Source organism: Eubacterium sp. OM08-24, from assembly GCF_003438075.1.
GTDB lineage: Bacteria > Bacillota > Clostridia > Oscillospirales > Acutalibacteraceae > Ruminococcoides.
Genome location: NZ_QSTA01000001.1, coordinates 364,984 through 390,208, shown reverse-complemented (window position 1 = coordinate 390,208; position 25,225 = coordinate 364,984). Strand labels below are relative to the sequence as shown.

The 25,225-nt window shown below is 39.8% G+C and carries 17 protein-coding genes, 1 tRNA gene and 2 pseudogenes; 5 read left to right on the top strand and 15 right to left on the bottom strand.

Annotation, left to right across the window (positions count from 1 at the left end; translation table 11 throughout):
* Positions 1 to 63 precede the first annotated feature (63 nt).
* Positions 64 to 819: pseudogene (locus DXC23_RS01960) on the bottom strand (carboxymuconolactone decarboxylase family protein).
* A gap of 204 nt (positions 820 to 1,023) precedes the next feature.
* Positions 1,024 to 4,146, bottom strand: a complete 3,123-nt coding sequence (locus tag DXC23_RS01955) for an alpha-amylase family glycosyl hydrolase (RefSeq protein WP_117704526.1) — start codon at positions 4,144 to 4,146, stop codon at positions 1,024 to 1,026.
* Between the two features lie 429 nt (positions 4,147 to 4,575).
* Here DXC23_RS01955 and DXC23_RS01950 point away from each other — a divergent pair.
* The 4 genes and pseudogenes from DXC23_RS01950 to DXC23_RS01935 form a co-directional block, all read left to right on the top strand.
* A pseudogene (locus DXC23_RS01950) lies at positions 4,576 to 5,619 on the top strand (ABC transporter ATP-binding protein); the annotation flags it as partial.
* A 374-nt stretch (positions 5,620 to 5,993) separates the two neighbouring features.
* Positions 5,994 to 6,785: an ABC transporter permease gene (locus tag DXC23_RS01945; protein WP_117704524.1), complete on the top strand. Its 792-nt coding sequence runs from the start codon at positions 5,994 to 5,996 to the stop codon at positions 6,783 to 6,785.
* Positions 6,785 to 7,576, top strand: a complete 792-nt coding sequence (locus tag DXC23_RS01940) for an ABC transporter permease (RefSeq protein WP_117704523.1) — start codon at positions 6,785 to 6,787, stop codon at positions 7,574 to 7,576. Before DXC23_RS01945 ends, DXC23_RS01940 begins: the two co-directional genes overlap by 1 nt.
* A gap of 26 nt (positions 7,577 to 7,602) precedes the next feature.
* Positions 7,603 to 8,676, top strand: a complete 1,074-nt coding sequence (locus tag DXC23_RS01935) for a spermidine/putrescine ABC transporter substrate-binding protein (protein WP_117704522.1) — start codon at positions 7,603 to 7,605, stop codon at positions 8,674 to 8,676.
* A 70-nt stretch (positions 8,677 to 8,746) separates the two neighbouring features.
* Here DXC23_RS01935 and aguB read toward each other — a convergent pair whose 3' ends face one another.
* From aguB to DXC23_RS01880, 11 genes are all read right to left on the bottom strand, one after another.
* Positions 8,747 to 9,625 (bottom strand): N-carbamoylputrescine amidase, encoded by an 879-nt coding sequence (gene aguB, locus DXC23_RS01930; protein ID WP_117704521.1) that lies wholly within the window; start codon positions 9,623 to 9,625, stop codon positions 8,747 to 8,749.
* Positions 9,622 to 10,761, bottom strand: a complete 1,140-nt coding sequence (gene aguA / locus DXC23_RS01925; protein WP_117704520.1) for an agmatine deiminase — start codon at positions 10,759 to 10,761, stop codon at positions 9,622 to 9,624. Before aguA ends, aguB begins: the two co-directional genes overlap by 4 nt.
* Complete coding sequence (gene nspC / locus DXC23_RS01920) at positions 10,762 to 11,889, bottom strand: carboxynorspermidine decarboxylase (RefSeq protein ID WP_117704519.1); 1,128 nt, start codon at positions 11,887 to 11,889, stop codon at positions 10,762 to 10,764.
* 4 nt (positions 11,890 to 11,893) lie between these two features.
* A complete protein-coding gene (locus DXC23_RS01915) occupies positions 11,894 to 13,153 on the bottom strand; it encodes a saccharopine dehydrogenase family protein (protein WP_117704518.1) in 1,260 nt (419 codons plus the stop codon).
* 24 nt (positions 13,154 to 13,177) lie between these two features.
* Positions 13,178 to 14,032: a polyamine aminopropyltransferase gene (speE, locus tag DXC23_RS01910; protein WP_117704517.1), complete on the bottom strand. Its 855-nt coding sequence runs from the start codon at positions 14,030 to 14,032 to the stop codon at positions 13,178 to 13,180.
* A gap of 58 nt (positions 14,033 to 14,090) precedes the next feature.
* Positions 14,091 to 15,539, bottom strand: a complete 1,449-nt coding sequence (locus tag DXC23_RS01905; RefSeq protein WP_117704516.1) for an aminotransferase class I/II-fold pyridoxal phosphate-dependent enzyme — start codon at positions 15,537 to 15,539, stop codon at positions 14,091 to 14,093.
* 452 nt (positions 15,540 to 15,991) lie between these two features.
* The gene (locus DXC23_RS01900; protein ID WP_117704515.1) at positions 15,992 to 17,773 is read right to left on the bottom strand and encodes a bifunctional homocysteine S-methyltransferase/methylenetetrahydrofolate reductase; all 1,782 of its coding nucleotides are present in this window, start codon (positions 17,771 to 17,773) and stop codon (positions 15,992 to 15,994) included.
* Between the two features lie 19 nt (positions 17,774 to 17,792).
* Positions 17,793 to 18,551, bottom strand: coding sequence for a HesA/MoeB/ThiF family protein (locus DXC23_RS01895; protein WP_117704514.1), 759 nt, complete (start codon positions 18,549 to 18,551; stop codon positions 17,793 to 17,795).
* An 83-nt stretch (positions 18,552 to 18,634) separates the two neighbouring features.
* A complete protein-coding gene (locus DXC23_RS01890) occupies positions 18,635 to 20,389 on the bottom strand; it encodes a 1-deoxy-D-xylulose-5-phosphate synthase (protein ID WP_117704513.1) in 1,755 nt (584 codons plus the stop codon).
* Between the two features lie 126 nt (positions 20,390 to 20,515).
* The gene (locus DXC23_RS01885) at positions 20,516 to 23,017 is read right to left on the bottom strand and encodes a heavy metal translocating P-type ATPase (RefSeq protein WP_117704512.1); all 2,502 of its coding nucleotides are present in this window, start codon (positions 23,015 to 23,017) and stop codon (positions 20,516 to 20,518) included.
* 9 nt (positions 23,018 to 23,026) lie between these two features.
* The gene (locus DXC23_RS01880; protein ID WP_117704511.1) at positions 23,027 to 23,329 is read right to left on the bottom strand and encodes a metal-sensing transcriptional repressor; all 303 of its coding nucleotides are present in this window, start codon (positions 23,327 to 23,329) and stop codon (positions 23,027 to 23,029) included.
* 306 nt (positions 23,330 to 23,635) lie between these two features.
* Here DXC23_RS01880 and DXC23_RS01875 point away from each other — a divergent pair.
* Positions 23,636 to 23,720, top strand: a tRNA-Leu gene (locus DXC23_RS01875).
* Between the two features lie 152 nt (positions 23,721 to 23,872).
* Here the strand turns inward: DXC23_RS01875 and DXC23_RS01870 are convergent.
* Both DXC23_RS01870 and DXC23_RS01865 read right to left on the bottom strand, forming a co-directional pair.
* On the bottom strand, positions 23,873 to 24,694 hold the full coding sequence (locus DXC23_RS01870) for an SEC-C metal-binding domain-containing protein (RefSeq protein ID WP_117704510.1): 822 nt from the start codon (positions 24,692 to 24,694) through the stop codon (positions 23,873 to 23,875).
* 3 nt (positions 24,695 to 24,697) lie between these two features.
* A complete protein-coding gene (locus DXC23_RS01865; protein WP_117704509.1) occupies positions 24,698 to 25,222 on the bottom strand; it encodes a hypothetical protein in 525 nt (174 codons plus the stop codon).
* Positions 25,223 to 25,225 lie beyond the last annotated feature (3 nt).

The following is a 25,225-nucleotide window of genomic DNA, read 5'->3' as shown; positions in this document are numbered from 1 at the left end:
AAAACGATAGGCGAAAATGTTGCCTATCGTTTTTTCTTTATATGATGATTTGATTAGTGAAAATTATTTTAATTTTGAATATTCCTCATCACTTACAGCCTCGAGCCATTCATTAGAAGTTTCTGTACCCGGAACTTCAACTGCGAGATGAGAGAACCAGCTGTCGGGAGCTGCGCCATGCCAATGCTTAATGCCGGTAGGAATATTCACTAATCACCCAGCTTTAACTCAACAGCCTCTTTGCCCCATTCCTGATAATATCCTCTGCCGCCTACGCAAACCAAAATCTGTCCGCCACCTGTTTTAGCGTTATGTATATGCCAATTATTGCGGCACTTCGGCTCAAAAGTTACATTAAAAATGCCAACCTGAGTTGTAGACAACGGTGCAAGATAGCTCTGACCGATAAAGTATTTTGCAAATCCGTCATTCGGGTTTCCGATTGGGAATAAAATTGACTGCTGATACTTCTCCTTATTGCTCACATCTTCACTTTCGTCAACCCACACCTCTGTTGCCATTCTGAATACAGCCCAAGCCTTTGACCAACCTGCATAAAATGCTGCATGAGTAAGAATTTCGGCAATTTCCGTTTTTGTAATGCCGTTCTTTTTAGCAGACATAAGATGATACTTAAATGATGAATCGGTAAGTCCCTGTGACATAAGTGCCCGTAACGGTTACGAGAGAGCGGTCACGAAGTGAAAGCTTATCCTCTCTTGACCATACCTCGCCAAAAAGCACATCATCATTAATTTCTGCAAATTTAGGAGCAAATTCACCGAGCGAATCTCTGCCTGCGGTCTGTTTAACTGCCATAATTATACCTCCAAGTCAAAATACAATTTTGTAATGTGATATATAATTATCACTTCATTAATTGAATCATAGCACTTAAAGCTAAGTTTAAGTCAATAGTTAAAATTAAATTTTCCATAAAAATTGCAGGCACACAAAAGTATGCCTGCAAAATTATTAAATTATTTTTATTGGTTATTATAAACCATAAAGCAAAGCGAATAATTACTCTTCGTAAGTACCTACCCAAGTCTTTGTCTTACCGTCATAAAGGTTCTTGCCCTCTACAACCTTAACATTCTTTGTCTGCTTGTCCCAAGTAGATAATGTGTTCTTAAAGAGCATACACTCAGTGCCAGGATACATTGGCTCAGGAAGTTCGTATTTCCAAATATCAGTACCGGCAATCTGAGTCATTTTATATGCCTCGTTGTAAAGGCCGTTGCCCCAACCGTAAATATATACTTCTTTCCACTTTGTTTTTGAGTTATCAAAGTAAACCACATCAAGAGTCCACTCCGGAGCCTCTTCCTTAACATATGGGCCAACTGTCGCTGTTGCTTTGTCTGTTGATTCATCAACGCTTTCAAGTGTGTAGCAGTTGTTTGTGCTGCTTACAGTTGCTGCCCAAGCATTGTATATAGGGCCTTCGCTTGATGGCTTTGACATTTCGTCAACCATATCGTTTGCTCTGTAAAATGTTACATTTGTAACTGTGCTGTCTACCTCAGCCTTAAATACATTCGGGTAATCATCTGTATCCTGCTCAAGCTGATATGACTGCTTTGTATCGTTATCAAAAGCATAGAGGTTAGTACCCATTGATGTCATCCATGTGAGCTGTGTTTTAAGGTAAAGCGTGTATTTCTGCGGAGCAGGAGCTGTTGTCGGCTCAGTTGTAGGTTTCTGTGTTGTAGGTTGTGTTGTTGGCTGAGTAGTAGGCTGTGTAGGCTTAACAGGGGCATTATAAACCTGACCTGTAACGCCTGTACCCTCTGTCTTGCGTGCAACATAACACTGAAGAATTGTTACATCTCTTACATCAACGATTGCGTCCTGATTGAGATCAGCTAAAGCATAGATAAGCTGAGATGGTTTAGTTGACTCGGCTACAATAAGCTGAAGTGCTGTTACATCCTGAACATCAAACTTACCGTCTGTGTTAATATCGCCGTACTTATAAGCCTTATCACCTCTTACAACCTCAGTTGCAGGCTGTGATTCAACTGTAGGTACAAGTGTTGTGTCTTCCCATGAAGTTGTCTTTGTAAGACCAAAAATTTTAGAAGTTCCTTTTAATTTAAGGCCCTTTTCCGATGGATACTGACGAGGAGCAGAGTTTACATTTGAGCTGTCGCTGAAGATAACTCTTGTGTTTGAAGAGTGTGCAAGGTCAAAGTTTGACTCATACTCGTTTTCGTCTGCATCGGTTGCAATACAGGTTGTAGGAATTTCTACATAGTAATAACCTGTTGCCTTATCATAGTTCATCTTTGTGCCCGGCCAGTTAGATGCCTTGTATGTTTCTTCCTTAGATGTTTCCTCATCATAGATGTAAACATTGTAAGGTGCTTTCCATCTTGCGCTTGTTTCTCTCTTTTCAGATGCAAAGAATACATAAACGCCTGATGACGCAGCCTCCTGCTTATTGTATTTATAAGTAGTGGTTGTTGTATTTTTGCCGTCTGTTGCTGTAAGAGTAAGGTTAATAGTTTCGCCGTAAGCGTAGTCTGAACCTACTCTGATTGCAATATCACCTGTGTAAGTTACAGGTTTAGAATTGTCAATGCAGTATGTACCTGATGCTGCGTTGTCAAGACCAAGGTTGATTGTAAGTGTATCGCCCTTGAAATCGCCGCTCTCTACTGAGCAGGTATTTCTTGGAGTTGTTGTACCGTTATAAACAACAGCAACACCTGTTGAGCCGATGTTACCTGTAAGTACACCGTTAGCAACTGTAAACTTAGCACCCGAAACTGTATCTGTGTAAGTACCGTTTGCAAGGCCTGTATCTGAAATGCTGACTGACTTTTCATTGCCGCCGCAGTTAGCAAGAACAATACCGCTTGTACCTCTTGCAACATAAGCTACATTGTCAACAGCACCGAGCTTTTCACTCTTACCTACAAAGAGGTTGTGGAACTTATTGATTTCAGAAACTGCTGTGCTCTTATATGTTGTGTCCTCAGCGGCATCGCCCATTAAAGCAGCGCCAGGACGAGCAAAGTATAGTGAAGTTGCGTCTTTTCTTGCGGCTATGATAGCCCATGCTTTAGTGATGTTTTCGTCAGATACTTTAGAGGTGTTTTTGATACCGCCTGAACCTGACTCGCCCTCGTATGTATCGTGCGACTCTGCCCAAAGAACTGCATCGGATGCGGCAACGCCTGACTTGTAGTTTGAGCTTGCGGCAGTCGATGCCTTGCCATTTACCACATTTGCGAGTACAGAGTCACCTGTTTTGTTATCTGTTACACTAATGTACTTTGTGTAAGAACTGTAACTTCTGCCGGAACCGCAGTTGTTAAGAATCTCACCGTAAATATAAAGATTGTCGCCTGTTTTTGTTTTGTAATATGAGCCTGCAGTCTCTGTAATGTTCTTCCAATAATCAGAAGCATATTCACCGTCATCGGGAGTTTCAATGTGTTTTGCCGCATCAAAACGGAAACCGTCAACACCGCAGTCGATACATTCCTTAAGAAGTGAGATAACCTTATTCTGAACAACTGTGCTGTTTGTGTTGAGGTCAGGGCAGGAATTAAGATGTCCCTGAACTACATTTTCTACACTGCTGTCTGATACAGTAATTTTGTTGTTACGGAAGAAAGTACTTGCATTGTCGTAAATATCAGGAGCATATGTTTTAACCTGTGAGCTTACAACATTAGGTGTATCTTCGCTTTCACTGCCCATATGGTTAGAAACAATGTCGCAAATAATTTTTACGCCGTACTTTTCAGCCTCTGCACAAAGGTCTTTGAGGTCATCTTTTGTGCCGAGCCATGAGTTCTTAGCAACAGAAAGGCTTACAGGCTGATAAAGTTTCCACCACTGACCCGCAACATCTCTTGATGTCGAGTAGTCTTTCGGCTGCTGAACAGGTGATGTCTGAATTGTAGAATAACCGGCTGCTGCAATTGCAGGCAGGTTTTCCTTAATTGTTTTGTATGACCAGTTAAAAGCGTGTAAAATTACGCCGTCCTGAACATTGTTTTGCAGATTATAGTCTGCGGCAGAAACCGCATTATCGTTTTCCGCTGCGGCTGCTGTAAGAGCCATTGCAGATGCAGAAGAAACGATAGTTGCCGCAAGCACAACGCTTGTCAGCTTTTTAAGTTTACTCATAAATGAAATCCGTCCTTTCCAAGTATTTGATTTCCTTTTAATTATACCAAAATACTCCACAAAAATATATGTTTTATTTTAACAAATTAACCGCAGCATTTTTAGTTATTATAACAAATAAACGCTTTACTGTATACGCAAGGAACAAGCTTAGTGAATAAATTTTAGTTTTTTTATTTGAATCGGGCAAATTAACGGATTATGCAATAAATCTGCGCATAAAAGCGGTATTTGCAAAAATATAATAATTGACTTTTACTGCAAAAAAGACTATAATTTATTGGTATGCTTTTGTCTTTACAATATTGCAACAGTGAATTGTGGGGGCGGACGGTGTTCGCTTGGTTAAGGCTATTACCAACTATCACTCTCCGTCCTTTAATTATGCAATAAAAAGCACATAAACTTTTAACGAACAGGGGTGCGTGAATGGAGCAGTCAGGAAAAAATACCATTATATCTTTAAGGGATATATTCGTCCGATTTGACGGAGAGGTAATTTTAAACCACATTAATCTTGACTTTAAAGACAAGGAATTTATAACTATCCTTGGGCCGAGCGGCTGCGGAAAAACCACAACCCTCAGAATTATTGGCGGATTTGTTGAGCCTGAAAGTGGAGATGTTCTGTTTGACGGCAAAAAAATCAACGGTATGCCGCCTAATAAAAGAAATGTTAATACAGTATTTCAGAAATACTCGCTTTTCCCACATCTAAATGTATTCGATAATGTTGCTTTCGGTTTAAAGCTAAAAAAAGTACCTAAGAACGAAATCAAAGAGAGAGTTTCTAAAATGCTTGCCGTAGTAGACCTTAAAGGCTATGAAAAGAGAGCGGTTACAAAACTTTCGGGCGGTCAGCAGCAGCGAGTTGCGATTGCAAGAGCATTGGTATGTGACCCTGAGGTTATTTTGCTTGACGAGCCGCTTGGTGCACTCGACTTAAAGCTCAGAAAAAGTATGCAGATTGAATTAAAAGAAATTCAGCAGAACTCGCAGAAAACTTTTATATATGTTACACATGATCAGGAAGAGGCTCTTACAATGAGCGATACCGTTATTGTAATGAACAACGGTGTTGTTGAGCAGGTTGGCTCGCCTGAGGATATTTACAATGAACCTGTAAACGCATTCGTAGCTGATTTTATCGGCGAGGCAAATATTCTTAACGGAACAATGCTTGGCGACTGTCGGGTTGAAATTCTCGGCAAGCAGTTTGAGTGCGTAGATAAGGGCTTTGGTGAAAACACACCTGTTGATGTTGTTATACGACCCGAGGATATTGAAATCACTTCTCCGGAAAACGGTCAGCTTACAGGTACTGTTGTTAAATCGACTTTCAAGGGCGTTCATTACGAAATGAGCGTAATGTGCGGCAAGTGTGAAATTCTTATTCACTCTACCACATCAGCCGAAATCGGAAGTCAAATAGGTATGCGGGTAATTCCTTTCAATATTCAGATTATGAACAAGCTTTTGCCTTTCTACAACAATGAAATTGAAATCACAGTTACCTCTGCTAACGAAGATGAAAATACTTTCAGCTTTGAGTTTGAGGATGAAACTATTGAAGTTAAAAATCATTATTTTGAAGAAGGCACAAAATTAAAAATCACACTTCCGCCGGATGCGCTTTCACTTGCAGGTGACGGCAACGGTGACCTTACTGATTTATATATTGAATCTGTAATATACAAAGGTGAGCATAACGAGATTATTCTTGAGTCGGATACAAGAAAATGGCTTATGCTCAGTGATACCGATGAACAGGTTGCAACCTATGTTCCGCTTTCATTTGATTTTGATAAAGCCGAGTTTGAGGTTTTATCTGACGAGGAGGGTTAAAGATGAAATCACGCAAACCCTCCATTCCCTACATTATTTGGATGGCAGTTTTTACAATGATACCAATGGTTATGGTTGCTATAACTGCTTTTACAGATAAGAACGGCAACTTTTCTTTAGAGGCATTTAACAAGGCTTTCTTTTACGGCGAAGTGTTTGTCAGGTCGTTATGGATAGCGCTCATTTCAACCGCTATATGTCTTGTAATTGCTTACCCTCTTGCATATAAGCTCACAAAAATGAAATCGTCCACTCAAAATCTTATAAATATGCTTTTAATGATTCCTATGTGGATGAACTTTCTGCTTAGAATTTATGCGTGGGTTATGATACTTCAGACGAACGGCCCTCTCGATACATTTTTATCGTTCTTCGGCATACACGGAACATACCTCGGAAATTCCGGTGCGGTTATACTTGGTATGGTTTATGAATATCTGCCGTTTATGATTTTGCCGATTTACACCGTAATGAGCAAAATAGACAACGGTCTTATTGAGGCGGCTCAAGACCTCGGTTCAAACGGATTTCATGTTTTCAGCAAGGTAGTATTGCCACTGAGTATTCCGGGTGTAATTTCGGGCATTACTCTTGTGTTTGTTCCTTCGGCAAGCACTTTCCTTGTAGCTCAATACCTGGGCGGCACAAATGACATTATGATCGGTGACATAATAGACAAGGTGTTCTGGACAGACCAGAGTACAGGTTCGGCTATTTCGCTTATACTTATGATATTTATTCTTGTGTTCCTTGTACTTATGAATTTCTTTGGAGATGAGGAGGCGATTGCATAATGAAAAATAAGCATATTGCCTCAAAGATATATATTTCACTTGTAATGCTGTTTTTATATCTGCCGATTTTTGTACTGATTATATTTTCGTTTAACGAGGGCAAAACTACTGTTTGGAAAGGTTTTTCACTCAAGTGGTACGAACAGCTTTTCAGAGATGACAATATAATAAACGCACTCGGCAATTCACTTATAATTGCAGTGCTTGCATCTGTTTTTGCAACAATACTCGGCACTGCCGCCGCAATCGGAATTAATAATTTCAAAGGCAAAAAAAGACTTATGATTCAGAGTGTGTCTAACATTCCTATCATCAGTCCTGACATTGTAATGGGCGTATCGCTTATGCTTTTATTTACATTCTTAGGCGTTCTTTTTAATTTTGAAATGGGTTTTGTTACTGTTTTGATTGCTCATATATGCTTTTGTGTGCCGTTTGTAGTGCTAAATGTAATGCCACGAATACGCAAAATGGATCAAAGCATTTATGATGCGGCTCTTGACCTTGGCTGTAATCAATGGCAGGCATTTTACAAGGTGGTAATTCACGAGCTTATGCCCGGTATATTTTCGGGACTTTTAATGAGCTTTACTTATTCTCTTGACGATTTTATAATCACTTACTTTACAAGAGGAGCAAAGTTCCAAAATCTTTCTATTGAAATTTACTCAATGACACATAGAAGAATATCGCCGAAAATCAATGCGCTTTCCGCTCTGTTGTTTTTGGCAATTCTGATTATAATGGTTCTTATAAACATTCGTGAAAGACACGAGGAAAAGGTGAAATAATAAACTGAAGTAAGGGAGATTGAAAAATGAAAAAATTCGGCTGCATTGCCCTTTCGTTACTTATCGGCACTGCTGCTTGTTCTGCAATGGCAGGCTGCGGCAAAAGCTATGACGGCGAAGTCAATGTTTATAATTGGGGCGAATATATTGCAAACGGCGAGGACGGTATTCTTGATGTAATTGACGAATTTGAAAATGAATACAACATCAAGGTAAACTACACCACTTACGAAACCAACGAAGAACTTTACAATATGCTTAAAAACAGCAATGTAAGTTATGATGTTGTTATTCCGTCGGATTATATGATAAGCAAGCTCATAAGCGAAAATATGCTGCAGGAACTTGATTACAGCAACATTCCTAACAAAGATAACCTTATGGAACGCTTTAAAAATCTTTCCTGCGACCCTGAGGGTAAATACACTGTTTGCTACACCTGGGGCGTTACTTCAATGGTTTATGACAAAACAAAAGTGGCAACAAAGCCAACTTCATGGGAAGCACTTTGGGATAAATCGTTAAGCGGCGACATTCTTATGTTTAACAACAGCCGTGACGCTATGGCAATTGCAATGCAGCTTTGCGGTATTAATCCTGCCGAATGCACAAAAGAAGATGTTGACAAGGCGGCTGCAAAACTTTCCGAGCAAAAGTCTTTGCTTAAAAAGTATGTTATGGATCAGGTGTTTACCGAAATGGAAAACAGTCAGGCGGCTATTGCTCCGTACTATGCAGGCGATATTGTAACTATGATGGACAATAACGAAGATTTGGATTACGCAATTCCGGAGGGCGGTTCAAACCTTTTCTATGACGCAATGTGTATTCCTACTTGCAGTAAAAATAAAGAAAATGCAGAAAAATTCATTAACTTTATGCAGTCACCTGAAATTGCGGCAGCTAACTTTGAATATCTCTACTACGCAACACCTAATCAGAAAGCATACGACGAGTATCTTGACGAGGATATAAAAAATAACGAACTTATCTTCCCGAGTGACGAATATCTCGACAAATGTTATGTATTTACAAATGTACCCGACGATGTTTACAGCTATATGCAGGAACAGTTTGTAAAAATTCAGGCGGATAAATAATAGGTTTAATTTTTAAAAAACAAACAGAGCAGACTTAAAATTAATAGGTCTGCTCTGTTTTTATATCTGTTTATTTTTCAGTAATTACTTTATAGCAATCAGGGCGTCTGTCACGGAATATTCCCCAGCCGAGTCTGTTTTGAAAAATCTCGTCAAGGTCAAACTCTGCTGTAAGCACGGTTTCTTCATCTCTTGACGCAGATTTAATAATCTCTCCCGTTTCGTTTGTAATGAAAGATGAGCCGTAAAAAATCAGCGATGATGTCTGATTGCCGTTTTCTTCACTCGGAGTTACATCTTCCCTGCCTATTCGATTTGCCGCAATAACAGGAATTACATTCGCTGCGGAGTGCCCCTGCATACATCTTCTCCAATGCGGCATACTGTCGCACTCAAGTATAGGTTCTGAACCGATAGCGGTCGGATAGAAAATCAATTCAGCGCCATTTAATGCGAGGGCTCTTGCGGTTTCAGGGAACCATTGATCCCAGCAAATGCCTACACCGATTGTACCGAACTTAGTTTTAAAAGTTTTGAACCCCGTATCACCGGGAATAAAGTAAAATTTTTCCTGATAATAATGGTCATCGGGAATGTGGGTTTTGCGGTACACACCGAGAATTTCACCGTCAGCATCAATTACCGCAACGCTGTTAAAAAGTCGGTTTCCGTCACGCTCATAAAAGCTGACAGGCATTACAATTTCAAGCTCTTTTGCCACTTTTGAAAAATGAAGTACAGCGTCATTTTCAAGTGCAGGCTTTGCAAAATTATAATAATCATATCGTCTTTCCTGACAAAAATATTGTCTTTCAAACAGTTCGGGGAGTAAAACAATATTTGCGCCGTCTTCTTTTGCCTGTCGCACAAATTTTTCGGCATTTGCTATATTCTCCCAAACATCGGTTGTACATTTCATCTGAACCGCCGATACCTTAACTTTTCTCATATTTTACCTCCCTTATCGGCAAACGGAATTTGTTGTGTAATGCAATGAATATTGCCTCCGCCGACAATAATATCTCTTGCATAAATCGGAATAATTTTTCTGTCTTTACAAACTCTTTCAAGAATTTCTGCGGCAACTCTGTCGCTTTCGGCATTTTCACCGCCGAATTGAGGTAAAATTACAGCGCCGTTGCAAAAATAAAAATTAACATACGATGCCGCAAGCCTTTCTCCGACTTCTCTTGTGTCCTCACCGTCCTCGAATATATATCCTTTTATATCATTTTCGGTAACTGTCACGGGAATTTTCGGAACAGGCAGTTTATGGACCTTAATCTTTCTTCCTTTATTGTCGGTTGAATTTTCAAGAATATCAAGGCACGCTTTTGATATTGCATATTGCGGGTCATTTTCATCATCACACCACGCAAGTACAACATCTGCCGGAGCGACAAATGCGCATATGTTATCTATATGCCCGTTGGTTTCATCATTATAAATGCCCTTTGGCAGCCAGATTATTTTATTTATACCGAGGTATTTATTTAGCTTTTCTTCAATCTCGGCTTTTGTCAGCTGCGGATTTCTGCCTTTACTTAACAGACATTCTTCTGTTGTAATGAGCGTGCCCTCTCCGTCAGTATGAATTGAGCCGCCCTCAAGCACAAACGGATGTGCGTCATACAACGGAACGCCAAGCGTTTTGCAAAGTTCATATGGAATTTTATCGTCATTCTCCCAATTTGCATACAGACCGTCATATTCGCCGCCCCATGCGTTGAATTGCCAGTCGATGGCACGAATTTCGCCGTTATTGTTTACAACAAAAGTCGGGGCGGTATCCCTTGCCCATGCATCATCGGAATTTATATTCAAAACTTCCGCATTTTTAACACCTTCAAGGCAAGCCTTTGCGTGAGCAAATTTTTTGTCGCTTGCAAGCACAAATACCTTTTCAAACTCCGCAATTTTCCCTATAATTTCCGCAAAAACCTTTTCGGCAAATTTTGCCTCATAGCACCAACTTCCGGGTCTTTCGGGCCAAATCATAATGGTGGCAGAATGTTTTGAAAATTCAGCAGGCATACAAAAGCCATCGTCAGTCGGAAATTTGTTTTTTATATACTCAAAGCTCATTTATGAAAGCCTCTCTTTAAAATCGTTGTACGAAAATTCTTTTATAACCTCGCAGTTATCTTCATTATGCATAAGCACAATTGACGGCAGCGGCATACCATTAAAGGTATTGTTCTTTACCATTGAGTAAATCGCCATATCCTCAAAAATCAGTCTGTCACCGATTTTAACTTCACTGTCAAAGCTGTAATCGCCGATTACATCGCCTGCAAGGCAGGTACAAGATGACAAACGATAAGTAAACGCTTTTTCATTAGGCTTACCGCTGTTTTTGAGCGGCGGTCTGTACGGCATTTCAAGAACATCAGGCATATGACAGGCGGCAGATGCATCAAGAATCAGAATATCAAGTCCGTTGTGAACAATGTCCATAACCTCTGTAATAAGATAGCCTGCATTCAGTGCCGCTGCCTCACCTGGTTCAAGATAAACTTCAACATCGTATTTATTTTGAACATACTTTATAAGGTCAACAAGCGCCTTTGTATCGTAATCATCTCGTGTAATATGATGTCCGCCGCCAAAGTTGAGCCATTTTGCGTTATAAAAATACTTGCCGAACTTTTCTTCAACTGCCTTAAAAGTAGACACCAAATCATCTGAATTTTGCTCGCACAATGTGTGAAAGTGAAAGCCCTCAACTCCGTCAAGCAAATCTTCTCTGAAATTTGCCTTTGTAACCCCAAGTCTTGAACCGTAAGCGCACGGGTCATAGATTTCGTGTCCCTCTTGTGTGGAAAATTCGGGGTTAAGTCGTATGCCTACGCTTACATCTGCATTTTGCCATTTATCCCTGTATTTTTCAAGTTGAGAAAATGAGTTAAAAACAATATGACCGCAGATTTTTAAAATCTCTTCAAAATCATTCTCCTTAAAAGCAGGTGCGAAAATGTGCGTTTCTTTGCCGAAACATTCATATCCGAGCTTTGCCTCATAAAGTCCGCTTGCCGTTGTGCCTGACAAATATTTGCTCATAAGCGGATACACGCAAAAAGCGGAAAATGCCTTTTGAGCAAGCAATATTTTACAGCCTGTCCTGTCTTGTACGCTTTTTAATATTTCAAGGTTTTTTATCAGCTTTTGCTCATCAATTACATAGCAAGGTGTTGGTAATTCTGTAAATTTCATCGGCTTACTCAACTGTTACGGGATTTTCGTCAACAACCCAAGGAAGACCGAATTTATTAAGTGCCTCCATATACGGATCGGGGTCAAACTCCTCAACATTATAAACACCAGGCTTTTTCCACTGACCGCTAAGAACAAGCGACGCACCGATCATAGCCGGCACACCTGTTGTGTATGATACAGCTTGCGAGCCGACCTCTTTATAGCACTCCTGATGGTCGCACATATTGTAGATATAAATTGTCTTTTTCTTACCGTCCTTAATGCCTGTAAAGATACAGCCGATATTTGTCTTGCCTTTTGTGCGTGGGCCGAGAGATGCCGGGTCAGGCAAGAGAGCCTTTAAGAACTGAATCGGCACAATTTCTCTGCCCTCATACATAACAGGCTCGGTAGAAAGCATACCGACATTCTCGAGGCACTGCATATGTGTAAGGTAGCTCTGTCCGAATGTCATAAAGAAACGGATTCGCTTTACATTTGGAATGTTCTTAGCAAGTGATTCTATTTCCTCGTGGTGGAGAAGATACATATCCTTTTCGCCCACTCCGTCAAAGTTATATACTCTCTTAATTTCCATAGGCTTGGTTTCAACCCACTTGCCGTCCTCCCAGTAAGAGCCGTTTGCGGATACCTCACGAAGATTGATTTCAGGGTTAAAGTTTGTGGCGAACGGATAGCCGTGGTCGCCGCCGTTGCAGTCGAGAATATCAATATAATGTATTTCATCAAAATAATGCTTTAGTGCATAAGCTGTAAATACGCTTGTAACACCCGGGTCAAAACCTGTGCCGAGGAGTGCTGTAATACCTGCTTTTTCAAACTTTTCTTTATATGCCCACTGCCATGAATAATCAAAGTAAGCGGTAAAGCCAAGGTCTTTGCAGCGTTTTTCGTAAACAGCTTTCCATTCGGGGTCTGTTGTGTCCTCCGGTTCATAGTTTGCCGTATCAATGTAGTCTGTTTTGGTTTCAAGGCAGGCGTCCATAATTGTTAAATCCTGATACGGAAGTGCGAGGTTTAATACCGCATCGGGCTTGTATGAATTAATAAGAGCCACAAGCTCGTCCTTACTGTCGGCATTTACCTGTGCGGTTGTAATAACCGTTTTTGTTGTGTTTTCAAGTTTTGCTTTTATAGCGTCACACTTTGATTTCGTCCTGCTTGCAATGCAAATTTCTGTAAAAACATCGCTGTTCTGACAACACTTGTGAATTGCAACACCTGCAACACCGCCACAACCGATAATTAAAAGTCTGCTCATTTTGTTTTCCTCCAATATATAAAATTATTTTTCTTCTTCTGCAAGTAAATCCTCAACATACTTTGGCAGCATAAAAGCGCCTCTGTGAAGATTAGTTGTATAATACCATGTCTTTATGCCACGCTTGTTCCATCTTTTAGCGTCAAGGTCTTTGAGCGGATGATACTTTTTAGATGCAAAGCCAAACAGCCAATAACCTGCCGCACAGGTAGGAATATGCGCCTGATAAACTCTGCTTATCGGGAATGAGCTATACACCCTCTTGTGCATAGCCTTGCAAGCACCCTCGTCCTCATCATAGAAAGGACTGCCGTGCTGATATACCATAATTCCGTCATCTTTAAGTGCCTTGTAGCAGCTGCCGTAAAACTCTTTTGTAAAAAGTCCCTCAGTGTGTCCGAACGGGTCGGTTGCGTCATTAATAATTAAATCATATTCGTTATGACTTGTTCTTAAAAACCTAAGTCCGTCCTGATAATATATATTAACTCGCTCGTCATCAAGTCCCTTTGAGTTGTCGGGAAAATACTCCTTGCACACCTCAACAAACATCTCGTCAGGCTCAACAACATCTATAACTTCAATCTCTTCATAATGTGAAAGCTCTCTGGCAACACCGCCGTCGCCGCCGCCGATTACAAGCACCTTTTTTACATTCGGATGAACCGCCATAGGCACATGAACAATCATCTCATCGTAGGTAAACTCGTCTTTCTCACTGAAAATCACATTACCGTCTGAAGTAAGAAATCTGCCAAACTCCACAGAATCAAAAACATCAATTCGCTGAAAATCGCTCTGACCGCTGAATAGCTGTTTTTCAACTCTTATAGAAAGCTCAACATTATCGGTATGTCTTTCAGAAAACCAAAATTCCATATAAACACTCCTTTGGTTCGTTTTTTACAAAACGCATTATTAGTAACCTTAAAAAACTTTATTTCAATACATTAAGTTTTTCAATATACGGGTCTTCCGTACCCTGCATTGAGCAGCCTTTTGCTTTTGCATAATTAATATACTCTATAATTTCATCTGTAATCATTTCACCCGGTGAAAGAATAGGTATTCCGGGCGGATAGCACATAACAAATTCACTGCAAATTCTTCCTGCCGTCTGTTCAATCGGCAGCATTTCTTTGTCTGCATAAAACGCATCTCTCGGTGTTGCCGATACAATAGGCGGAATGTACTCCATACTAAGCATTTTTGCATTGTCCTTTGAATAAAGCCTTTTAATATCGGCAAGCGCACCTACAAGTCTTTCAATGTCCTGTATTCTGTCGCCGATTGAAATATAGGCAAGTATGTTGCCTATATCGCCGAATTCTATCTGGATATCGTATTCGTCACGCAGTAAGTCGTAAACTTCAATTCCGGCAAGCCCTATATCTCTTGTGTAAACTGAAAGTTTGGTTACATCATAATCAAAAACACTGCTGCCGTTGTTAAGCTCTCTGCCGTAAGCGTAATAGCCGCCGATTTCGTTTATCTCATTTCGGGCATACTCAGCCATTTTCATAACCTTTGCAAATGACTCCTTACCTCGTAATGCAAGATTTCTTCGTGAAATATCAAGACTCGACATAAGCAAATAGCTTGCACTTGTGGTCTGCGTAAGATTAATTATCTGCGCCACATACTCCCAGCGAACATTTTTGTTTGTAAGCAGCAGTGAGCTTTGCGTAAGACTTCCGCCGGATTTATGCATAGAAACCGCCGCAATATCTGCGCCTGCCTCCATAGCAGACACAGGCAAGTCCTCGCCAAAATAGAAATGTGTGCCATGCGCCTCGTCTGCAAGCACTTTCATACCATGAGCATGAGCGAGCTTTACGATTGCTTTTAAATCAGAGGCAATTCCGTAATAGGTCGGATTGTTTACAAGGATAGCCACTGCATCGGGATTTTCTTTGATTGCGTTCTCAACCTGACAAAGTTCCATACCGAGCGCAATACCTATTTTTTTATCTACATCGGGATTTACATAGGCAGGCACCGCTCCGCAGAGCACAAGAGCATTAATAACGCTTTTGTGCACGTTTCTCGGCAAAATAATTTTATCGCCTGCTTTGCACACTGACCATATCATACTCTGTACCGCAGAGGTTGTACCGCCTACCATAAAGAATGCGTGACCTGCGCCGAATGCATCTGCCGCAAGCTGTTCTGCCTCAAGAATTACAGATACAGGGTGACAGAGGTTATCAAGCGGTTTCATTGAGTTTACATCAAGTCCAACGCATTTTTCGCCGAGCAGCTCAACAAGCTCGTGGTTTCCTCTTCCTCTTTTATGACCGGGTACATCAAAGGGCACAACCCTTTGTTTGCGAAATTTTTGCAAAGCCTCATATACGGGGGCTTTCTTTTGTGCGTTTATATCCATTTACATTACCCTTTCGACTTATCAAAAATAATGCAACAAAAAAACAGGTGGCACAATGCACCACCTGTTAAATAACGGATATATGATTTATTTTCTGCCGCTTATGCTGACAGTTAATAGAAGAATTCCGTTTTCAGAGCTAATGTAGCAAATATACCGTTCTGCTCTTATTGACCGTTTCACAAGTGATGTGCTGTTGCACTGATGATAAGTAATCGACTTATAAAATTTGAGCTTTTAACTCAATCAATAATGTGGCTTGCGCCACGCTCGGCAGCTGACCCGCCTGTCCGTATGGGCTTAACTTGCATATGCAAGTGGTCATATATTTGCATGAAAACAGAAATCTTTTTCACGCTAAAATATGTAAGATTCACTCTCACATTATTTTTATAATAAACCAAATATCATATTTTGTCAAGAAATTTGTAACTCTTTACAGATATTTTACATTAAATTTCGGTTATAATTCTTTTAAGCAAATATGTTCTGTTGAACGGGAAAGAAAAGTAGTATCCGTCTGCAAAGTCTTTTGTAATAGCAATCATTTCCTTGGCAAGCTCAACGCCTATATTTTCCCCGTCCTCTCTTGAGGTGCTTTCGGGATAACGCTCAATGACTTCATCGGTAACATTAACGCCTGAAATCTCGTTTTTCATAAACAAAGCGTTTTTACGGCTTACCAGCGGCATAATTCCGCACAAAATTCTTGCGCCCGTTTCTTCTTTTACTCTGCGCAAACGCTCGGCATCTTCTGCTGTAAATACGGGCTGAGTGAGAAAAAACTCAGCGCCTGCGTCCATTTTCTTTTGCACACGCTTTATTTCGGCTTCAATCCTCAGTCTGCCTTGATTTATAGCGCCGCCATAAGTGATAGGCTGATTTTTAAGCGAGTCGCTGTTCATTTCGTCTGCAATGCGCATAAGACCGACAGAATCAAAATTGAATACGGATTTTACTACCTGTCTTGCCATAACAGGAATCGGATCGCCTGTTATGATAAGGAAATTATTTATCCCGTTTATGCTTGCGCCGAGGAATGTGGAACGCATGGCAATAGCGTTTTTATCTCGGCAACAGATATGCGGCATTACATCAAAGCCTGTTTCATTTTTAACCTTTTGAGCCATAAGAACAGAGTCAATTCTTGTTCTGCCTGACGGAGAATCAGGAAATGTAAGCACATCTACACCAAGCCCTTTAAGACTATGTGCCGCCTCAAGCAATTTCTTATCATCAGCACCAAACGGTGGAGCAAGCTCTACGGCTATTAACTTTTTATCCTTAATTGTACCGTCTGTATTTCTGAAAAAGCCCTTTTTTATAATCGGCTTTTCACATTCTTTTTTAGCTGCCGTTTCACTTGATTTTACGGCAGGTGTTAAATCAACGGTTTCGGCAAGGTCTTTAATATATTCGGGAGTAGTGCCACAGCAGCCGCCGACTATATCAGCACCAATCAAAGCCATATCGCTCACTTTAGAGGCAAAATACAGCGGATTGTCGGCATACTTTACTCGGTTGCGTACGAGCAGAGGATAACCTGCATTTGGCATTGCGGTTATAAAGCAGTTATTGTTAAGATTTATTCTCGACAATATTTGCTGCATATGGGCAGGGCCTACTCCACAGTTAAGACCTACGGCGTCAACGCATTTTGAAAATGCGGTATTGCTCACAAGTCTTTCGGCGCTCTCGCCTGCCTCGCTGTAACCAAACTGATTTACGCAGAACTGCACGATTATAAACGGATTGCACTCATCTTTGATTCTCTTTATTGCCGGCAAAATATGCTCGTTATCCGTAAAGGTTTCAAAGCATAAAATTTCAACGCCCAATTCAACAAAGGTTTTGGCTATCTGATAGTATTCCTCCTCGACAGCCTCAAAATCCGGCTGAAACACAGCAGGTACAGGCCCGATATTGCCTGCGATAAATACTTCTTTTCCGCTTTTATCAACCGCTTTTTTCGCAATTTCAAAAGCCGCTCTGATATTTTCTTTCACCTTTTCAAGCGAACAGTCAAGCGAGTATGTGTTTGATGCAAAGGTGTTAGTTCTTATAAGCCTTGCACCGCTGTTTATATACTCGGTATGAATATCAAAAATTCTTTGCGGATTTGTAATATTGGAATATTCGGGTATATCGTCTGTCTTATACTTTGTTGAATAATATGTGCCAAAAGAGCCGTCTGCAACAAGCTTACTCTTTTTAAGGTATTCTCTTATATTCATAATTTCTCCTATATTCTAACTAATCTTGCTTTGCGCAAGCCTTACAATTCGGGTTGTGTTTCGGGAGCTTTATTTTGCGAAAGCTCGAATTTAAAGCATTGTAAATCAGCATATAACCGCTCAAAAGCTCGCCCTTTGACAGCAAAAACTTAATTGCCTCCATAGCCTGCAAACTTCCTATAACGCCGCAAGCCGCACTTATTACCCCTATTTCCTTTGGCAAGGGTACATCTCCTGCTTTGGGTTCTTCTTCAAAAACGCAGCGATAGCATGGTGACTTATGCGGAATATATGTCATAAGCTGTCCCTCATAGCCCACAACTCCTGCATGACAAAACGGCTTTTCTGCCTTTACACAGTAATCGTTTATCAAAAATTTACTGCTGAAATTGTCGGTACAGTCAAGCACAAAATCATAGTCTGAAATAAGCTCAGTTATATTTTCACTGTTCACATATGTTTTATAGGTTTTTACATTGACATCGGGATTTAATGACTTTATTTTCTCCTTAGCCGATTCAACTTTTGCTTTGCCTATATCGGCACAGTAATGTATAACCTGTCTTTGCAGATTAGACACATCAACTTCGTCGGCATCTGCAATGCCTATTGTTCCTACTCCTGCGCTTGCAAGGTACATAAGGGCAGGTGAACCGAGTCCGCCTGCACCTATTACAAGCACACTTGAAGAAAGCAATTTTTTCTGTCCGCTTTCTCCTATTTCTTTCATAACAAGCTGTCTTGAATAGCGCTTGCTCTGTTCTTCTGTTAAGTTCATAAAAACTCCCAAAAATAAAAATCAGGGCAGAAAAACTCTGCCCTAATATTTTAATACTATTTGATTGCGGTTGTCAACTTAAATCAGATAAAATTCTTTACATCATCGCAAATCTGCTCTTTAGTAAGGCGATTTTCTGCAAGAATTTCGTTATAATCATATCTGTCGATAAATTCTTTCTTTAAGCCGTAGTTAAGCACCTTAACATTGGTTTTACCGTAAAATCTTGCGATTTTTTCGCCAAAGCCGCCCTCAAGAATACCGTCCTCAAGTGTAATTACCACATCGTGGTCTTTTTCAAGCCCAGAAAGCAGCTCATCATCTGTACCTGTAATGTAAACAGGATTTACAAGTGTTGCGGCAATGCCATACAGCTTTTTAATTTCATCTGCTACGCTTTCGCCAAGCTGATAGAATGTGCCGAGTCCGAGGATAGCAACCTTGCTTCCCTTTATGGCAACACTGTACTTATTGAGTTTATCAAAATCAACAGGCTTGTAATCAGGATTTGAAATAACACCGTTGCCCGGTACTCTGATAGCAACAGGGTGCTTTCTCTGCGACATACTCCACTCTACCATTGCAAGATATTCCTCTTTGCAGGTAGGTGCAAGATATACAAGGTTAGGAATATTTGAAAGCATTGCAATATCGTAAATGCCGAGGTGAGTTACATCGTTCATACCGAATACCGATGCGGCAAATACAATGATTGTAACAGGGTTTGAATTGATACATAAATCCTGAGAAATCTGGTCGTATGTTCTCTGAATAAATGAGCTGTAAACACCGTAAACAGGCTTAGCACCGTTCTTTGCCATACCTGATGCGAGAGCAACAGCGTGTTCCTCGGCAATGCCTACATCTATAAACTGCTTACCGGCAATAACACGCTTATCCTTTGTAAAGCCTGCAACGGCAGGAGTACCCGAAGTAATTACAGCTACGCTCTTGTCAGCTTTCATCTTATCAAGAAGATAATTTACAGTAATATCGTCATAGCTTTCGCCGTCAAACTCAAATTTAGATCTGCCTGTTTCAATATCAAACGGCATACACCAATGCCAATTTTCCTTGTTCTGTTCAGCGATAGGATAGCCTTTACCCTTTTGTGTGCAAATGTGAATCACAACAGGGTGATCAATATCTTTTACACCATTAAAAGCAGAAATAAGCTGTTCAATATCGTTGCCGTCCTTTACAAATACATAGTCAAGTCCCATAGCCTTAAAGAGGTTACACTCTGCCTTACCGTCTGTATCTCTTAAAAGCTTAAGGTTTTTGTAAAGTCCGCCATGATTTTCGGCAATAGACATATCATTATCATTTACAACAATAATAAAGTTGCCGTCAAATTCGCCTGCATAATCAAGGCCCTCAAGAGCCTCGCCGCCGCTGAGTGAACCGTCACCTATAACTGCGATTACATTTTCTTTGCCTCCGTTTAAATCTCTTGCCTTAGCAAGACCGGATGCAAGGCTGACAGAAGTTGAGGTGTGACCGATATTAAATAAATCGTGCTCGCTTTCCTCGGGATTTGTATAGCCCGAAACATCGTCGTATTTATCTTCAAAAAGGAAAGCGTCTTTTCTGCCTGTAAGAATTTTATGGCAATAGCTCTGATGAGATACATCAAAAACGAACTTGTCAACAGGTGAATTAAATACATAGTGCAATGCAATGATCGCCTCTGCCATACCGAGGTTAGGGCCGAAGTGTCCGCCGTGGATACTTAGCTTTTTAATGAGGACTGTACGCATTTCCTGTGCAAGCTGTTTCATTTCTTCCGTATTGAGTGCTTTTACATCTTGAGGTGAATTAATTTTTTCGATATACATAATAACATCTCCTGTAAATTTGATAAACCTATTATAACGGTTAAAGCTGACTTTAAGTCAATACTTTTTTCAGAAAATTTTGCAAAAAAATTGCAGATGCCAAGCAAAATGACATCTGCAAATAAATTATGAAATTGAAATAACCTTGTAGCCCTGATCTTCAACAGTCTTTGTAAGAACATCGTTTGATACATCAGCAGAAAGAGTAACAACAGCTGTTCCCTTTTCGTGGCTTACATCTGCCGCACTAACCTGAGAAAGTCCCTCAAGGCACTGCTTAACTCTGCCCTCGCAATGTGAACACATCATACCGTCAATTTTCATTGTCTTTGTCATAGCATTATCATCCTTTTTAGATTTTTGTTTTATTTTTCTGTCTTTCTTTGGATTTGTTATATCAAAGAAATTCAGTCTTAAAGCATTGGTTACTACGCAGAAACTCGAAAGGCTCATTGCCGCCGCACCAAACATTGGGTTTAACTGCCAGCCGAGCAACGGAATCCATACTCCTGCCGCAAGCGGAATACCTATTACATTGTAAATAAATGCCCAGAAAAGGTTTTCGTGGATATTTCTCAGAGTTTTTCTGCTAAGTCTTACAGCGACAGGCACATCTGTCAGCTTGCTTTTCATAAGAACAACATCGGCTGCGTCTATTGCAATGTCTGTGCCCGAGCCGATAGCCATACCTATATCCGCTCTTGTGAGTGCGGGTGCGTCATTTATTCCGTCACCAACCATAAGAACCTTGCCCTGCTTTTTAAGATCGGCAACTACCTTTTCTTTGCCGTCAGGCAGTACGCCTGCTATAACCTCGTCAACACCTGCAAGTTTGCCGACTGCCTTTGCTGTTCTCTCGTTGTCGCCTGTGAGCATTACAACCTTAATGCCCATATTCTGCAATTCTTTAACTGCCTGCGGACTTTCGTCTTTGATAACATCGGCAACGGCAATTATACCTAACAGCTTATCGCCTTTCATAAAGAACAGAGGTGTTTTTCCTTCTTCAGAAAGACTGTCTGCTCTGCTTGAAATATCATTTGAAATATTTATAAGTGAAGAAATATACTTTTTACTGCCGCCGATTATCTTTTCACCGTTGTATTCGCCTGAAAGACCGTTGCCCGACTCTGCTTTGAAATCTGTAATTTCGTATGGCACTAAGCCGATTTCCTGTGCCTTGGCGATTACTGCCTTGGCAAGCGGATGTTCACTCTTTGTTTCAATGGAATAAGCATACTGCAAAAGTTCATTTTCAGAAATTCCAAACGGAATAACATCTGTAACCTTTGGCTCGCCTTTTGTAATAGTTCCTGTTTTGTCAAGAACCGCAATCTGAATTTTTCCTGCCGCTTCAAGTGATGACGCTGTTTTAAACAAAATGCCTTTTCTTGCGCCCATACCGTTGCCTACCATAATTGCAACAGGTGTGGCAAGTCCCAATGCGCAAGGACAGCTGATTACAAGAACAGATATACCCCTTGCAAGCGCATAGCCGACAGTTTGACCGCACAAAAGCCATACGGCAATAGTAACAACAGCAATAACAATTACAACAGGCACGAACACACCCGATACCTTATCGGCAATCTTAGCGACAGGCGCTTTTGTAGCCGCAGCATCGCTAACCATTTTTATAATTTGCGATAAAGCCGTATCTTCGCCGACAGCCGTAGCACTGCACTTGATAAATCCCGATTTATTAATCGTACCTGCCGACACGCTGTCACCGACTGTTTTATCAATGGGAATACTCTCACCTGTAAGCGCCGACTCATCAACAGCCGTACTGCCGTCTGTAATCTCTGCGTCAACAGGAATACTCTCGCCCGGACGAACTACAAAAACATCGCCTTTTTTTACCTTGTCAACAATAACCTCGGTTTCTTTGCCGTCAATAAGCAATGTAGCTTTCTTAGGTGCAAGATTTAAAAGCGCCTTGAGCGCATTTGTTGTTTTGCCCTTAGAGTGAGCCTCAAGCATTTTTCCTACTGTAATAAGCGTTAAAATCATTGCCGCCGACTCAAAATAGAACTCGTGCATATAGCTCATAACAAGATCTGCATTGCCTTTTACCTGAGCGTCTGTCATAGCAAAAAGTGCATATACGCTATATACAAACGATGCACCCGAACCAAGCGCAACAAGCGTATCCATATTCGGCGAACGATGAATTAATCCTTTAAAGCCGTTTATAAAGAATTTTTGGTTAATCACCATTATTATAACGCATAGCAACAGCTGAACAAGTCCCACAGCGATGTGGTTATCCGTAAAAAAGTTTGGCAAAGGCCAACCCAACATCATATGTCCCATAGATATATACATCAGCACTGCAAGAAAACCGACCGATGCAATAAGTCTGTGCATAAGAACAGGAGTGTCCTTATCTTTTAATTGCTCATTTTCAGTCGACTGCTTTTTTTTACCGCCTGCAACACTTGCACCGTAGCCTGCTTTTTCAACCGCCGCAATTATGCTTTCGTCACTTGCACTGCCCTCTACACCCATAGAATTAGTCAGCAAGCTGACGGAAACGGATTTTACTCCGTTTACCTTTGAAACCGCTTTTTCAACACGAGAACTGCAAGCGGCACAACTCATTCCCGTAACATTAAATTTCTTCATCAAAAGCACCTACCTCATTAGCTTTTGTAAGGTAGCAACAAGGTCATCAATCGTTTCGTCCTTGCCGTTGCGAATATCCTCAGCAACGCAGGTTTTAATGTGATTTGCGAGCAATTCCTTGTTGAAAGAATTGAGCGCCGCATTAACAGCCGAAACCTGAACAAGAATATTGGTGCAGTAGGCATCTTTTTCAAGCATACCTTTAATGCCCCTTATCTGCCCCTCAATGCGGTTTAAACGATTGATAAGAGCCTTGTACTCTGCCTCACTTCTCTGCATTGTTTTATTTTTATGACAATTTTCACAAGCCATAATATCAGTCCTTTATACATTCATACCCCTTAAGGGTATATTTATTATATACCCCCATAAGGTATATTGTCAATACTAAGATATTGATTCCAAAACAATTTATAGATATACTTATAGCAAAAAGCAATATATTCACTTTAAAACCTGTCACATACTTTTTAGTACGAAATTCATCCAAAATGAAATTTAAAATTTCTTGATATTCTCTTGATTTTTAAAAATAATTCTGATATAATAATCTCATTGTGGGTTAAGCGATTAGCTCCACCTCGGTTGCTCTGCCGTGTAAAAATTAAGAGCACCTATGCGGGTGTGGTGGAATTGGCAGACACGCAAGATTTAGGTTCTTGTGCTTACCGGTGTGCAGGTTCAAGTCCTGTCACCCGCACCACCCTGAAAAGTCCGATTAAATCGGGCTTTTTTTTCGTTCTATTAGGCAAAACAGTTAAAAATCCGTTATATGTTTTGCCTAAAATTCATCAAGGGATTTTTGTCTTATTAACTAATTTTGATTCTTCACCGTTATTAGTCTCTCTGCCAATTCTATTTATATGTAGAGAATGTTGTTAAAGGCATTCTTTTGTGACCTTCGGGATTATCAAATACTATTATATAATGTGTCATAAGTTCCTTTTCAGTATCTTTGCAACATTTTTTGTATTTTCTGTTAGAACCACACGGACATAACTCATTTCGTCCTATTCTTAGATATTCAATCTTTTTTATTTTCGTATCTTCTATGTGCCATTTCTCGTAAGGTGAATGCAATTCATTAATTAATAATTCTATCATTCCATAGTTATATTCCTTATCTTCAATTTGAATATATGCAAATTTATCAAAGGGATTTTTCACTAAAGCCATCCCCCGAAACTCAAAGTCAGTTACCTTATGTAAACATAGTTCTCCATTGTATAACCTACCTTTTTTGTGTCCACAACTATGTCTAATACCTACCTTTCTTCCGCATATTGTACATTTTTCGCTTTTAATTATACTTTCTCTGCTTATGAAATATTCATATGGATATAGCTTCTGAAAATCATGTATACGATCTAAAATATATTCAATATTATATTTGTCTGAAGAAATATCAAAATTGTTACTTAATAAATATATATCTATTTCTATTCTGTCTAATAACAACCATGCATCTTGAAATTCTTTGTTTTTCAATAAATTATATGCAGATATATAATTTTTTTGAATTTTGAATATCTTATTCAAGCACCACATGTAATTTGCTAAATCTTCATTACCTTCATTCACTGCTAACATTTTATTATTATTTATATATTCTAATATTTGATTATCAAAGTTTGTTTTATTAATGCTCAAATATTTCTCTATGTGTTCTACTTCCATATTCTATTCCTCAAACATAGTATCCTTTATACTTTTCATTGTTTTTTCAAAATTTTCAATCGTTCCACTATAGATGACTTTTTTTGATTTGCCATTTTTCTCAACAATAACTTCTACATTTGTATTTGTTTCTGTTGGTTTCTTATGATACTTTTTTATCTTATCATATAGAAACGAACTTAAAATACCAACTAATATTGGAAAAACTATATTAGTTACTAAAAAAATTCCTAAATTGATTACTTCTGAATGCAATTCTAATTTTTTGTATTCCTCATCAGAAATACATATATCCATTTTTATGCCATCGTCGTCCACTTCATTTATATATTCAAAAATCTCGTGTGTGTATTCAGTAAACAACCAGTTCCCGTCATTATATCTATCGCACGGCACCAGTAATACATTTGATTTTTTTATACTTTCAATATATTCTTTTGGGGTATAAGGCATTGACTGGATGTTAGAAAACAATAAATTAGAATTTTCAATTTTAACATTATTTTTATCATCACTTTCGTGTAACATAAA

Excerpts from the sequence above, each read along its gene's own strand:
- DXC23_RS01955 (WP_117704526.1), bottom strand. The coding sequence starts at position 4,146 with ATGAGTAAACTTAAAAAGCTGACAAGCGTTGTGCTTGCGGCAACTATC.
- DXC23_RS01945 (WP_117704524.1), top strand. The coding sequence starts at position 5,994 with ATGAAATCACGCAAACCCTCCATTCCCTACATTATTTGGATGGCAGTT.
- DXC23_RS01940 (WP_117704523.1), top strand. The coding sequence starts at position 6,785 with ATGAAAAATAAGCATATTGCCTCAAAGATATATATTTCACTTGTAATG.
- DXC23_RS01935 (WP_117704522.1), top strand. The coding sequence starts at position 7,603 with ATGAAAAAATTCGGCTGCATTGCCCTTTCGTTACTTATCGGCACTGCT.
- aguB (WP_117704521.1), bottom strand. The coding sequence starts at position 9,625 with ATGAGAAAAGTTAAGGTATCGGCGGTTCAGATGAAATGTACAACCGAT.
- aguA (WP_117704520.1), bottom strand. The coding sequence starts at position 10,761 with ATGAGCTTTGAGTATATAAAAAACAAATTTCCGACTGACGATGGCTTT.
- nspC (WP_117704519.1), bottom strand. The coding sequence starts at position 11,889 with ATGAAATTTACAGAATTACCAACACCTTGCTATGTAATTGATGAGCAA.
- DXC23_RS01915 (WP_117704518.1), bottom strand. The coding sequence starts at position 13,153 with ATGAGCAGACTTTTAATTATCGGTTGTGGCGGTGTTGCAGGTGTTGCA.
- speE (WP_117704517.1), bottom strand. The coding sequence starts at position 14,032 with ATGGAATTTTGGTTTTCTGAAAGACATACCGATAATGTTGAGCTTTCT.
- DXC23_RS01905 (WP_117704516.1), bottom strand. The coding sequence starts at position 15,539 with ATGGATATAAACGCACAAAAGAAAGCCCCCGTATATGAGGCTTTGCAA.
- DXC23_RS01900 (WP_117704515.1), bottom strand. The coding sequence starts at position 17,773 with ATGAATATAAGAGAATACCTTAAAAAGAGTAAGCTTGTTGCAGACGGC.
- DXC23_RS01895 (WP_117704514.1), bottom strand. The coding sequence starts at position 18,551 with ATGAACTTAACAGAAGAACAGAGCAAGCGCTATTCAAGACAGCTTGTT.
- DXC23_RS01890 (WP_117704513.1), bottom strand. The coding sequence starts at position 20,389 with ATGTATATCGAAAAAATTAATTCACCTCAAGATGTAAAAGCACTCAAT.
- DXC23_RS01885 (WP_117704512.1), bottom strand. The coding sequence starts at position 23,017 with ATGAAGAAATTTAATGTTACGGGAATGAGTTGTGCCGCTTGCAGTTCT.
- DXC23_RS01880 (WP_117704511.1), bottom strand. The coding sequence starts at position 23,329 with ATGGCTTGTGAAAATTGTCATAAAAATAAAACAATGCAGAGAAGTGAG.
- DXC23_RS01870 (WP_117704510.1), bottom strand. The coding sequence starts at position 24,694 with ATGGAAGTAGAACACATAGAGAAATATTTGAGCATTAATAAAACAAAC.
- DXC23_RS01865 (WP_117704509.1), bottom strand. The coding sequence starts at position 25,222 with ATGTTACACGAAAGTGATGATAAAAATAATGTTAAAATTGAAAATTCT.